Origin of the sequence: Anaerococcus lactolyticus S7-1-13 (assembly GCF_000758765.1) — a bacterium.
GTDB lineage: Bacteria > Bacillota > Clostridia > Tissierellales > Peptoniphilaceae > Anaerococcus > Anaerococcus lactolyticus.
In genome coordinates, this window is the sequence record NZ_JRMW01000030.1 from 1 (window position 1) to 12701 (window position 12701).

At 36.5% G+C, this 12701-nt stretch carries 8 protein-coding genes; all 8 read right to left on the reverse strand.

Annotated elements, in window-relative coordinates; all coding sequences use genetic code 11:
• Nucleotides 1–184 precede the first annotated feature (184 nt).
• The 8 genes from HMPREF1630_RS03785 to HMPREF1630_RS03820 all read right to left on the reverse strand — a co-directional run bounded on the left by HMPREF1630_RS03785 (nucleotide 185) and on the right by HMPREF1630_RS03820 (nucleotide 12627).
• Nucleotides 185–373: a hypothetical protein gene (locus tag HMPREF1630_RS03785; protein WP_004829859.1), complete on the reverse strand. Its 189-nt coding sequence runs from the start codon at nucleotides 371–373 to the stop codon at nucleotides 185–187.
• Nucleotides 370–1986: an oligopeptide/dipeptide ABC transporter ATP-binding protein gene (locus HMPREF1630_RS03790; protein ID WP_037327193.1), complete on the reverse strand. Its 1617-nt coding sequence runs from the start codon at nucleotides 1984–1986 to the stop codon at nucleotides 370–372. Before HMPREF1630_RS03790 ends, HMPREF1630_RS03785 begins: the two co-directional genes overlap by 4 nt.
• Nucleotides 1976–2974, reverse strand: a complete 999-nt coding sequence (locus HMPREF1630_RS03795; RefSeq protein ID WP_037327196.1) for an ABC transporter ATP-binding protein — start codon at nucleotides 2972–2974, stop codon at nucleotides 1976–1978. The genes HMPREF1630_RS03790 and HMPREF1630_RS03795 overlap by 11 nt, the downstream gene beginning before the upstream one ends.
• 8 nt (nucleotides 2975–2982) lie before the next feature.
• Complete coding sequence (locus HMPREF1630_RS03800) at nucleotides 2983–4935, reverse strand: ABC transporter permease subunit (RefSeq protein WP_037327197.1); 1953 nt, start codon at nucleotides 4933–4935, stop codon at nucleotides 2983–2985.
• Nucleotide 4936: 1 nt separating this feature from the next.
• Nucleotides 4937–5899 (reverse strand): ABC transporter permease, encoded by a 963-nt coding sequence (locus HMPREF1630_RS03805; RefSeq protein WP_004829869.1) that lies wholly within the window; start codon nucleotides 5897–5899, stop codon nucleotides 4937–4939.
• 568 nt (nucleotides 5900–6467) lie between these two features.
• Nucleotides 6468–8663: an ABC transporter substrate-binding protein gene (locus HMPREF1630_RS03810; protein ID WP_037327200.1), complete on the reverse strand. Its 2196-nt coding sequence runs from the start codon at nucleotides 8661–8663 to the stop codon at nucleotides 6468–6470.
• Between the two features lie 361 nt (nucleotides 8664–9024).
• On the reverse strand, nucleotides 9025–11226 hold the full coding sequence (locus HMPREF1630_RS03815; protein WP_037327202.1) for an ABC transporter substrate-binding protein: 2202 nt from the start codon (nucleotides 11224–11226) through the stop codon (nucleotides 9025–9027).
• A gap of 468 nt (nucleotides 11227–11694) precedes the next feature.
• On the reverse strand, nucleotides 11695–12627 hold the full coding sequence (locus HMPREF1630_RS03820) for a DMT family transporter (protein ID WP_037327204.1): 933 nt from the start codon (nucleotides 12625–12627) through the stop codon (nucleotides 11695–11697).
• Nucleotides 12628–12701: the final 74 nt, after the last annotated feature.

Below are 12701 nucleotides of genomic sequence, written 5' to 3' on the forward strand. Positions count from 1 at the left end.
CCAGCGGCCGAGAGCGGCGGAAGGTCCCTTGGGCCTCCCCTTTGAACGGAGCAGCCACGTTAATGGCTAAAAAATATACAAGATATAGTTAATCTAGGATTAACAAAATTGATAATTTATCTAGGATAAAAACTATTAATAGTTTTCTGGAACAAAAAAACCAGAATTTATAAAATCCTGGTTTTCACATGAAATATGCTATTAAAAATATTGGGGCGAGGATCAGGAGAACGAAGGGCATGAAGACCCTCATTGCTGCTAGAAACATTGCTAGCCTATCCCCTTTTTCTAAATTATCTTTATCTAGGAGGGCTTCTTTTTCTTCGATTTCCTCCCTAGTTTTCCCCTTGAACCTGTCTATTGGTCTTTTCATATAGCGCTTATTTCTTCTAATTCTTCAGCTTCTTTGGCTCTACGAGCAAGGTTTGCTGCATGAGCTTTTTCTTTTTCTTCTTCAGATACGTCCATTAGGTGGCAGGCTACGTAGTGACCATCGCCAACATCTTTAAGTTCTGGTTCAAAGTTTTTGCAGATGTCCATTGCATATTCGCACCTGGTGTGGAACCTACATCCCTTTGGTGGTCTTACTGCTGACGGTATATCGCCTTCGATTACTGCTAGCTCCTGACCTTGGTCTACGTCAGTTCTTGGTATAGCTGAAAGTAGGGCCTTTGTGTATGGGTGGAGTGGGTTTGCAAATATTTTTTCAGAGTCTGTAAGCTCTACCATTACTCCTAAGTACATTACACCTATCCTGTCAGATATATATTTTACTACTGAAAGGTCGTGAGTAATGAATAAGTAGGTTAGGTTGTTTTGTTCTTTTAAGTCTTGAAGAAGGTTGATGATTTGTGACTGGATAGATACGTCAAGGGCAGATACTGCCTCGTCACAAACTATAAAGCTTGGTTTTAGGGCAAGGGCTCTTGCTATACCTATTCTTTGTCTTTGACCACCGGAGAATTGGTGAGGATATCTGTGTAGGAAGTATGGAGCAAGACCACATTTTCCCATAGTTTCTTGGATGTATTCGTTGTAGCCTTTTTCATTTCTTGATTTGAAAAGGTTGTGACCTAGTACACCTTCACCGATTATATTGCCTACAGTCATCTTTGTATCTAGAGATCCGTAAGGGTCTTGGAAAATCATTTGTAAATCCTTACGTAATTCTCTCATTTCTTCTTTATTTAATTCTGATAGGTCGATACCTGGATCAAGCTCTTTTTCAAGTTCATTGAACTTTTCCTTATCCCTGAGAGTATCTCTATAAGCCTCGATTTCAGCTCTTTTTTCTTCGACTCTCTTGGTTATGGCATCAGCCTTTTCTTTTAATTCCTTATATTTTGGATCTTCATCTAGAATTTTGTAGTATTCATCCCAGGTTCTTACCATCATCTGAGCCTTTTGCTCGAATTCTTCTATTTCGATATAAACCTTGGCTCTTTCTTTTAAGATTTGGTATTCGTCACTTAGTAGCTTTGAAACCTTGTTTAGGTCATCTGAAGCAAGAAGTCCACCGGCAATCCTTATCATGTTAAGGTATTCTTCTTCGATTTCACGACGTTTGAACATAGCTTTTTCGTTGTTCATTGCCCTTGCTTCATCAGTTTCAGATTTTTCTAAATCTTCATAAATCTTATTTAATTCTTCTAACTCCTTGTGGTAGTTAGGGAATTTTGATGGAATTTTACTGATCATATTGCCCATGTATTCTGGGGCAAGTTCTTCTAGGGTTTTTCCGTAGTATAGGGTTGTTCCCTCTGTTTGCTCATATATCTGTAGAAGAGTCCTACCAAATGTAGACTTTCCACAACCTGACTCTCCTACAAGACCAAGTGTTTCACCCTCATAGATGTCTATAGATATAGACTCATTGGCATGGACATATTCGCCCGGGCCCTTGTGGAAAAGCCCCTTTTTCTTAAGAGGGAAATATTTTTTAAGGTTTCTTATCTTAAATAAGACCTTTTTGTCTTTATTTTCCATCTTCTCTTTCCTTTCTATTTGGGTAATGGCACCTAATTAATTGATTTTCATTAACTGCCTTCAATTCAGGCATTTCTTTTATACATCTTTCTGTAGCAAACTTACACCTATCAGCAAACTTACAACCTTCTGGTAAGTTTAATGGGTGAGGAACGCTGCCTGGTATTATATCCAATCTCTCATTCCTATCTGAGGTGATAGATGGGATAGAATTTAGAAGCGCTACAGTGTATGGGTGGTTGAAATCTGTTATATCACGTTTGAAGATAAATTCTACCGGTGATTGCTCAACGATTTGTCCACAATACATAACAGCTACTTCATCAGCCATTTGGTTAATAACACCAAGGTCGTGGGTGATAAAGAGGATTGATGTACCAGCCTTATGCTTAAGATCATTCATCAACCTTAAGATTTGGGCTTGGATTGTTACGTCGAGGGCTGTAGTTGGCTCATCAGCTATAAGGAGCTTTGGCTCACAAGCAAGTGCCATGGCTATCATAACCCTTTGGTTCATACCACCTGATAACTCAAATGGATATTGCTTAGTAACTACATGTGGGTTTGGAATTTTAACTGCCGCTAAAAGTTCCTTAACCCTTTCGGCAGCTTCTTTTTTATTCATTTTTTTATGAAGCATTAGCACTTCAGAGAGTTGTTTTTCTACAGTAAATACAGGGTTTAAAGAACTCATAGGTTCTTGGAAGATCATAGAAATCTTATTACCCCTGATATGCTCCATTTGGCTTGTATTATATTCGGAGATCTTCTCCCCTTCAAAAATTATCTCACCACCATAGATTTTTTGATTAGATTCAAACAACTGGAGAATACTCATCGCTGTCTGACTCTTACCAGATCCAGACTCACCTACAAGACCCAAAGTCTTACCCTCATCAACAGAGAGGGTAACGTCATTAACAGCCTTGATTAGACCACGTCTAGTAGAAAAGTAGGTATGAAGATTGTTTATTTCAAGTAAGCTCATAATTTCACCTATCTCTCGTTTGCTCTTGGGTCGATTGCATCTCTTAGGGCATCACCAATAAGGTTAACTGAGAATGATGTCAAGAATACTGCTAGGGCTGGGAATACCCATCTCCACCAGTAAGTGTTAAGTACATCTGAACTTTGGGCAGCTGTAAGCATATTGCCCCAAGAAGGTGTAGGCTCTTGAACACCAAAACCTAAGAATGAAAGACCACTTTCAGTAAGAAGGTTACCTGCATAACCAATTGTCGCATTTACTATTACAATTGAAAGGACGTTAGGGAGTATATGCTTAACCATGATCGACCAGTCCTTAACACCAAGGGCCTTGGCCGCAGTAATATAATCCCTCTCACGCTCTGCAAGGATTTGTCCACGTACCAAACGGGCAAGCCCTGTCCAACCTAAGATACCCAAAAGAATCATAACCATAGTTATTCTTTGCTCTTGGCTTGCTCCTGGTGGGAGAAGAGCTGATAGGGAGATAAGCATTGGGTAGAATGGGAATGACGCAACAATCTCTGAAATCCTCATCAAAATATTATCAACTCTACCGCCAACAAAACCTGAAACCATACCTATTAAAACACCAAGTCCAATTTGGATGATTGACGAAATAAGGGAAATGATCATAGTCATCTTGCCACCATGGATAAGTCTTGTAAAGATATCACGACCTTGGTCATCTGAACCAAACCTAAAACCGTTTAGTCCCCAAGTTTTAATTTTTCCTTCTTTATCTACAGCATAGTTATTAAAGTAATTTTCAAATATTTGAGAAAATTCACCTTCTGGTGTTTTAGTTTCTCCGTAATTATCAACGCCCCATTGATATAATTTTCCATTTTCATCAAGAGCTGATAATACAGAATCTCCTGCTTCAATATCTACGATTTTAGCATCGAATTTTGGTACAAAGTCACCAGATAATTTATCTCTAGATGGTCCCCAAACATAAAGTTTGCCATCTTCTGTAAGGGCAGCAGCAGAATTTGCAGTAAGAACTGCTTTCTTAGCCTTAACCTTGCCTTCCCTAAGTTCAGCAGGCATAGCTGTATCATTTTCTGCACCTCTAACACCCAGAAGATCAACAGACCCATCTTTTTTAACAACAATTACATTTATAGTATTACAATCAAAATCTACAATCTGTCCTTGAATCTTAGAAGGAATCATATCAAGTCTTGATGCTAAGGTAGAACCCCAAATAACAATATTGTTAGCCTTAGTTAGAACCACTGAATATTGGGTACCCCCACCAATTTTTGCTATACCTTCTTTTTTGATTTGAGCTGCCTGCATACCAGGCACTTTTGTTTGGTCGAAAGTCTTATTACCCCAACCATATACATTATTATCATCAGTAGCAACAAGAATGTGTCTATCACCAGCTGCTACATCTATTATCTTTTTACCCTCTAGATTATTTTTAACTCCTTCAGGCATAGAAAGGACCTTATCCTCGTTATCAGAACCCCAATAATATATGTTGCCTTCTTTTGTAAGACCTACGGCAAAAGTGTTACCTATAGAAATCTTTTCAACACCTTCTTTTTCCATTGCACTTGGATAATTCATATATCCAGCACCTGGGGCTACGTTTGTTAAGTTACCTTGAGAATAATATTGGTTAAATGGTAATAATTTTGAACCTACAAAAATCACAAGAACTATAGCTATAAACATAGCAAGCCCAATAACACCAAGAGGGTTTCTAAAGTAATTTCTAATAGCAACCTTACCTGGGCTCATGATAGCTTCTTCTTTTAGTTTGTCATTTTCTGGTTCCTTGTCAGGTCCACCTTGACTATTTGCATGAACATCTGTATTTGGTTCCTTTTCATTGTTAGGAGTTGGGATATCATCTTCCATGCCAGTCGCAAAAGTAAACCCTCTTAAAAAATAAGTTTTTAGGAAGCTAAGATAAGATTTAAATGGTTTATTTATTTTTCTATTCATATTAAGCCTCCAACTTAACTCTTGGATCTACTAGGGCGTAAGCTATATCCATCAATAGGTTTCCTAAAAGGGTAAGGATGGCATAAAACATTGATAGGGCAAGAATGATATTGTAGTCTTGCGCCATTACCGCAGTAATAAGCTCATTACCTATTCCCCTGTAGGAAAAAATCCTCTCTGTAATAGCAGAACCTGAGAACATACCAAGTACTGCCCATGTCAACGCTGTAACTACTGGAATTAAAGCATTTCTAAAGGCATGAGAATATACAACTGTCTTTTCTTTTAAACCCTTAGACCTAGCTGTTCTGATATAGTCTTGGTCAAGAGCATCTAACATAGAATTTCTTACATACCTAGAAAGGGACGCAAGGGATCCTACAGTTAAGGTCAAAGTAGGTAGGGTTAGATATTTTAACCATTCTGCAAAAGCATTAACCCTTGGCATACCATTTGCAGGGAACATCTTTAACCTAAAGGCAAAGAAGAATATCAAAATAAGTCCAATAAAGAAGGTCGGTACAGATAGACCAACAAGGGTCAAAGTCTGGGCCGTCTTATCGAAAATGCCTCCCTTATGGGTAGCCGACCTGATTCCTATGAGCACCGAAAGCACAAAGGAAATTACTGTAGAACCTATATTTAAATAAATTGTATTTTTAAGTGGCTCAGAAAGGTATTCCTTAACTGGTCTTCTAACTCTGGTAGACTCGCCAAAGTCACCCTTAAGGGTCCTACCTAGCCATCTAACATATTGTTCTGGTAGAGGCTTATCGTAGCCATACCTAGCTTGTAAATTCTTATACATCTCTTCTTTTTGAGCCTTGGTCATCCTACCTGTAGTAGGGATCATAGCCTGGATAGGATCTCCTGGCATCGCCTTAGAAAAGGCAAAAAGCATGATAGATATTATAAGAGCTACTGGTATTAAGTTTAAAATTCTCTTAACTATATAACGTAACATATATATCCTTCCTGTTTTGATTTGGACTGGCTTTTATGTATTGGTCAACGCTTCAATTAAATTTGGGCCCAGTCCTCAATCATATAATTTATACCTACAATAGTATTATATTTAGGTGCTTTTGTCAACCTTAAACTTTATAAAAATCCTGTTTTCTCCCAAATGATAAGGACTCTTTCTAGGTTTTTTTGTATATTTATAAAGTTTTGTAAATATTGATAAGGATAGCTAGCATAAATTTTCATTTACTGTAAGTCATATTTTTTTCAAAAAAAGCTAACAGCTAAATTAGTAATTCCTTGACTTGCTAAATTTTTCTAATAATTACATTTATATTATACTCTATTTATTTCATCTTTGTGGTAGCTTAACACATTTAATTAGGCACAATTTAATACTTTTACATCAATTACTTATGTGCCTATTGCGACACTACTCATTTTTAGTTTTAACATAAACCCTTTAAGCTTCCACGCTAATAAAGATAATTTCTTCTAACTATAATCTTCGATTTTTTTATTATTCATAAAAAAAGACAAGACCAGCTGGCCTTGTCTTATCTATTTTCTTATTTTTCTAAGCTCATAGCATTGATTTGGTATTCAGATTCCCAAACTGGTGTGTTGATATCGAATCCCTTAACTCTCTTTGTATAACCTGTGTGGTATTGGTTAGAGTATAGAGGAATTTCTGGTAGATAATCGTTGTACCACATTTCGAATTCTTCCCAGTTATTTAGGTAACCTTCTTTATCTTTTGGATCTGTTTGACGAAGTTTAACTGTGATTTCGTCAGCTTTTGGATCATTTGTTCTTGTCTTGTTGTCAGATCCTTTTGAGTTGTATTGGTACCATGGATCGAATGGTGTACCAAATCCTGTACCCATGTTGAATGCTGTATATTCAGCATCTTCTTTTGGGTTAGTGTAGTAATCAAGTAGGGTTGCAAATGAACCAGCTGTTACGTTGTATTCCATACCTACTTGCTTAGCATTTACTGGAACTTGGTTTGAGATAAGGGTTGTGATTGGAGATTCATCTGAACCGTATTGGTTAACTTGAAGTTTCTTACCATCTTTATCATATCTGTAATATTCGAAACCATCTGGGTTTTTAGCAAATTCTTCATCAGCTTTTTTCTTATCCCATGGAGTCTTTCCATCTTTTTCGAATGTGTATGGAGTCGCATCAAGAAGTTTATTAGCTTCATCAAGGTTTAATTGATATTTCTTAAACTTAGGATTTGCTTCAAGATCTGCTCCTCTTTCCTTATACATCCATTGGCTTGTACCGTACATACCGTTGGTTACAACACCGTAACCACCTGCGAATGATTGTACAAAGTTATTTCTATCCATTAGGTGAGCGATAGCTTGTCTAACTTCTTTATATTTTGTAGCTCCTCTGTCTGTTAAGAATGTTACGTTACCATAACCATTTCTTTCAAATGTGTTGTAGCCACCGATTTTGCCTTCGTCTGCTGCAGCTCTCATTTGATCGATTAGTGGACCTTCGCCTTCTGCTTCCCAAATATCGATGTCGCCATTTTCAAGTAGGTCGATTGCTATTTTTTTGTTTACGTATTGAAGAATTACGTGTGGAATAGATGGTTTTTCGCCTCTGAAGTTACCTGCATAGTTTTCGTTGATGCTCATTTTGATCATGTTGTTTCCAAATGAATCAAATTTGTAAGGCCCACATGTTACAGTTGGTTTAATCCTGTATTCGTTGTATTCCTTAATCATAGCATCTTCAATAAGCATGCTTGTTGGGTCGATATCGCCTTCTTTTCTCTTTTCAAGTTTAGCTATATCTTCATCGTGAGCTTTTTTAGCTTCTTCGTAAGCTTTTTTCTCATCTTCTTTTGCATCAGCTTTTGGTGCTGGGTTGTTTTCTTCGAAATCTTCTTTAGATTTTGCTATTTGATTGTCGATATTTTCGATGTATTTTTTCTTATCTTCTTCAGTTGGTTTGTAACCTTCTTTAGCTACTATCTTGTTACCTTCTTTAGATACAGCTAGGTTGTCAGATACAGCGTGCATTGGATATGGTCCGAAGGCTTTTAGAGCTGCTTCTTCATAATATGGTAGAAATGATGCATCAACTGTTACGCTGAAAGTATAGTCATCAATCTTCTTTAGACCGTCAAAAGTATCTTTTTTACCACTCTTGTATGCTTCATAGCCCATTAGTGGGTCATCACCGATTGATGTTGATCCTGTTACTAATTGGTATGATGGATAGGTGTGAAGTAAGGATCCAAATAGGTAGTCATCAGCTGTAACTGGTTTACCGTCTGACCACTTAAGGTCTTCTTTAATCTTGTAAGTTGTTGTTTCAGATCCATCAGCATTTTTAACAACTTGTGGATCTTCTTTAAGAACGGCAGCATTGTTAACCCATTGACCACCTTCGTCTTGAACAACTGTACCGTATCCGTTATTTCCTTCGATTCCTAGGAATCTTCTAGCCTTAACGTCCATTGAGTTGTTTGTCCAACCTTGTAGGAAGTCTCCGTTAAACTCTTGAACAGCACCGATTACTAAGGTGTCATCAGCAGTTTGTTTGTCAAAAGAGTCAAGCTCTGCCTTGTCATCTTTTGCTTCTTCGCCATCAGCTGGTGCTTCTTTATTATCAGCTGGAGCTTCTGCTGCCTTGTCGTCTTTTTTTTCTTCGACATCTTTTGCCTTATCTCCACCACAAGCAACTAAAGTTGTCGCTAGGCCAAGGGCCATAAGTGATGAAAACACTCTTTTCATTTTCATAAGTTTTTTCCCCCTAAAAATTAAGTAACTTTTTATAGTATAATATTTTATCTTAGTAAACCAGCTTTGTCAAGTTTAAGACCGGTCAGCTTTTCAGTTTCGTGCATAAATATTCTAAAATTTCCACAAGTTTTCAAGCTATTTTGTAAAATTTTATGTAATTTTTTTCAAATTTGCTTATAAGGCTTTCAGATTTGTAGTTAAATAAAATATTTCTTGCAAAGTCTATAAGTAAACTTATTTTTTGTAGATTTTTATAATGCATGCTTCTTGAATAGTATGCATGTTTAGCTTAGATTTTCCCACAACAAAAGCAAGGATAAATCCTTGCTTCGTTGTGTACTTAATTTAGTTAGGGTATTTATTTCTCTATTCTTATAGCGTTGATTTGGTCATGTGATTCCCAAACTGGTGTATTAACGTCAAAGCCTTTAACCCTCTTTGAGTAACCTGTGTGGTATTGGTTAGAGTATAGAGGAATTTCTGGTAGGTAGTCGTTGTACCATTTTTGGAATTCTTCCCAAGCGTCTAAGTAGCCTTCCTTATTTTTAGGGTCGGTTCTACGTAATTTTTCTGTGATTTCATCTGCCTTAGGGTCGTTTGTCTTTGTGTGGTTATCTGGACCCTTAGAAGAATATTGATACCATGGATCGTATGGTGATTCAAATCCTAAGCCCATGTTGAAGGCTGTATATTCAGCATCATCCTTTGGATAGTAGTAAAGATCAAGGAGTGTTGCAAATGAACCTGCTGTTACGTTGTATTCCATACCTACTTGTTTAGCGTTAGCTGGTACTTGGTTTGAAATTAGAGTTGTGATTGGAGATTCATCAGAACCATATTGGTTAACTTGAAGTTTCTTTCCTTTTTCATCGTATCTATAGTAATCAAATCCATCTGGGTTCTTAGCATATTCTTCATCAGCTTTTTTCTTATCCCATGGAGTTTTACCATCTTTTTCGAATTTGTATGGTGTTTTGTCTAGCAATTTGTTTGCTTCGTCTAGGTTTAGGGTGTATTTGTTGAATTCTGGGCTAGCTTCTAGGTCAGCTCCTCTTTCCTTATACATCCATTGGCTTGTACCATACATACCGTTGGTTACTACACCATATCCACCTGCGAATGATTGTACGAAAGAGTTCCTATCCATCAAGTGAGCTATAGCTTGTCTTACTTCTTTATATTTTGTAGCTCCCCTGTCGGTGATAAATGTTACGTTACCATAACCATTTCTTTCAAAGGTGTTGTAGCCACCGATTTTACCTTCGTCTGCTGCGGCTCTCATTTGATCAATTAGAGCACCTTCTGCTTCAGAATCCCAAATATCGATGTCGCCATTTTCTAGTAGGTTGATTGCGATTTTGCTGTTAACTGTTTGTACTATTACGTGTGGAATAGTAGCCTTATCACCTTTGAAGTTACCTTGGTAATATTCATTTAGGCTTAGTTTTGCCATGTTGTTTTCAAATGAATCAAACTTGTATGGACCTGCAGAAATCTTTGGTGCTGTCCTATATTCGTTGAATTCTTTTTGCATAGCCTCTTCTATTAGCATGCTTGTTGCATCAACATCGCCTTTTTTACGGCCTTCAAGTTCAGCTACTTTAGCATCTTGAGCTTTTTTAGCTTCTTCATATGCTTTCTTTTCTTCATCTTTTGCATCTTCTTTTGGTGCTGGATTGTTTTCATCAAAGTCTTCTTTTGATTTAGCTATTTGAGCATCGATGTTTTTAACGTATTCTTGTTTTTCTGCATCTGTTGGTTTGTAGCCATCTTTAGCTATAATCTTGTTTCCTTCTGGTGCAACAGCTAGATTTTCAGAAATAGCTTGGGTTGGAAATGGGCTTATTACCTTTAGGTATTCTTCCTCAAAGTATGGTAGGAAGGAAGCATCTACAGTTACCTTGAATGTTTGATCGTCAACTTTTTGTAGACCTTCAAATACATCCTTGTCACCATTCTTGTAAGCTTCATAACCCTTTAATGAGTTTGAACCTATATTAGTTGATCCTGTTACCAATTGGTAAGAAGGATAAGAATGGAAAAGTGCACTAAATAGGTAGTTATCAGAGGTTACTGGTGAACCATCTGACCATTTCAAATCTTTTTTGAGTGTGAAAGTAGTTGTTTCTGATCCATCAGCATTTTTAACTGTTTCTGGCTCTTTGTCTAGACATGCAGAGTTGTATTGCCATTGACCAGCCTCATCTTGAACAAGAGTATCATATGAGTTATTGCCATAGATACCGATTAGTTTTCTAACCTTAACATCGTAAGAGTTGTTAGACCAACCTGGGTAGAAGTCTCCACTCATTTCAGATGTACCAATTACAAGAGTGTCATCTGCAGTTTGTTTTTCGAAAGAGTCTAAGGCTTTTTTATCATCATCTGAAAGTTCTTGCCCCTCTTTAGAATCTTCTTTTTTATCGTCTGCTTTATCAGCTGCTTGATCTTCTTTCTTATCAGCAGCATCATCTTTCTTAGCTTCATCTCCACCACAAGCAACAAGGGTTGCTGCAAGGCCAAGGGCCATCATGGAAGAGAAAATTCTTTTCATTTTCATTTTTTCCCCCTAAAATTTTGTTTAGCTTTTATAGTTTATTATTTTATTATGATGATGTGAGTTTGTCAAGGATTATTTTCGTATTTATTTTTATTTGGTTTTATATTTATTCAAACATCTATCATTATTTCAAGGAATATGTTAAAAACTTTTGTATCTTCTTTCACATTTGACAATACTGTATAGCGCTAAACCTCTTTATGCTAACTAGGAAAAGCCTTATCATTATTTTTTATTTTTTAACTCGTTCTATTCTTTTATTAGTATAATATGCAAAAAATAATTTTAATTTTTTTCATAAATCAATATATTAACAAAGATTTACACAAGAAGAGGTGGTTTTAAATTAAAAAATCCCGGGAAGATGAATTGTCCTCAAAAAAGTTAGACCTAAAATCTAATTTAAGGATATCAATATTCCCGAGATTTTTTTATGTTTAATTTCTTCTTAAGTTTTATTTTTAATTTCTAAGCTATCCCTTCTTTACTTGATCTAAAACCTAGAAAACTCAACTTTGTTTCAGATACTATTATAGCTATAAAGATTAGGGAAAAACCTATGAGCTTATTTGTTGTTAATGACTCGATTCCCATAAATACTGGAATTATGATGCCAAAAATAGATTCGGTAGCCAGGATTATGGCAGCTGAAGATGCTGATGCATATTTTTGTCCGATATTTTGGAAGAGGATTGCTATTGTTGTACACATTATTGCTAAATATCCTACTCCAAAAATTCCATCTTTAGATAAAACTGTTCCAGAATTATCTTCAAATACAAGGGTCACTATGATTGATAAGATTGCTGCCATTGTGAATTGTAGGATGGTCATAAGGATTGGGTCCTTGCCCTCAGATAATTTTGTGACTGCTACTATGTGGGCCGCGAACAAAAGTCCTGCTAATAGGGCAAGTCCATCACCAATTATGGCTTCTCTTCCTTGGTCAAAAACCGAACCTCCCTTTCCACCTGCCATGGATACAAAGTATATGCCTGCAATTGTAAAGACTGCTGCAATGATATTAAACCTATCAGGTTTTTTACTAAGGGCAAACCATGCCAAAAATGGTACGATTACGCAATAAGATGCAGATAAAAATGCAGACCTTCCTGGGTCTGTATATCCTACACCAATTGTTTGGATAGAGTACGCCATAAACAAAAACACTCCTATTAATAAACCATTTTTGATGTCGTGTTTGGTCATAGCCTTTAGTTTTTTCCAAAATATTATTGATAAAATTATAGCTGATACAGTAAATCTTATAGCAAGGATCATGTTAGGTCTAAAGGTGTCGGATGCTAATTTAACTACCGTTAAAGAAGAGCCCCAAAGAATCGCTACTATTAATAACATTATCTTGCCTAAGAAACCATTGTTTATATTTTTCTTTTCCATAACTTATTAATTCATAATCCTCCTTATCTTATTTTTGGTTTCTACACACCCTAACATTATACTTGTGCCTTATT

Bases quoted from the DNA above. Each gene is read 5' to 3' on its own strand.
- HMPREF1630_RS03785 (WP_004829859.1), bottom strand. From the start codon at position 373: ATGAAAAGACCAATAGACAGGTTCAAGGGGAAAACTAGGGAGGAAATC.
- HMPREF1630_RS03790 (WP_037327193.1), bottom strand. From the start codon at position 1,986: ATGGAAAATAAAGACAAAAAGGTCTTATTTAAGATAAGAAACCTTAAA.
- HMPREF1630_RS03795 (WP_037327196.1), bottom strand. From the start codon at position 2,974: ATGAGCTTACTTGAAATAAACAATCTTCATACCTACTTTTCTACTAGA.
- HMPREF1630_RS03800 (WP_037327197.1), bottom strand. From the start codon at position 4,935: ATGAATAGAAAAATAAATAAACCATTTAAATCTTATCTTAGCTTCCTA.
- HMPREF1630_RS03805 (WP_004829869.1), bottom strand. From the start codon at position 5,899: ATGTTACGTTATATAGTTAAGAGAATTTTAAACTTAATACCAGTAGCT.
- HMPREF1630_RS03810 (WP_037327200.1), bottom strand. From the start codon at position 8,663: ATGAAAATGAAAAGAGTGTTTTCATCACTTATGGCCCTTGGCCTAGCG.
- HMPREF1630_RS03815 (WP_037327202.1), bottom strand. From the start codon at position 11,226: ATGAAAATGAAAAGAATTTTCTCTTCCATGATGGCCCTTGGCCTTGCA.
- HMPREF1630_RS03820 (WP_037327204.1), bottom strand. From the start codon at position 12,627: ATGGAAAAGAAAAATATAAACAATGGTTTCTTAGGCAAGATAATGTTA.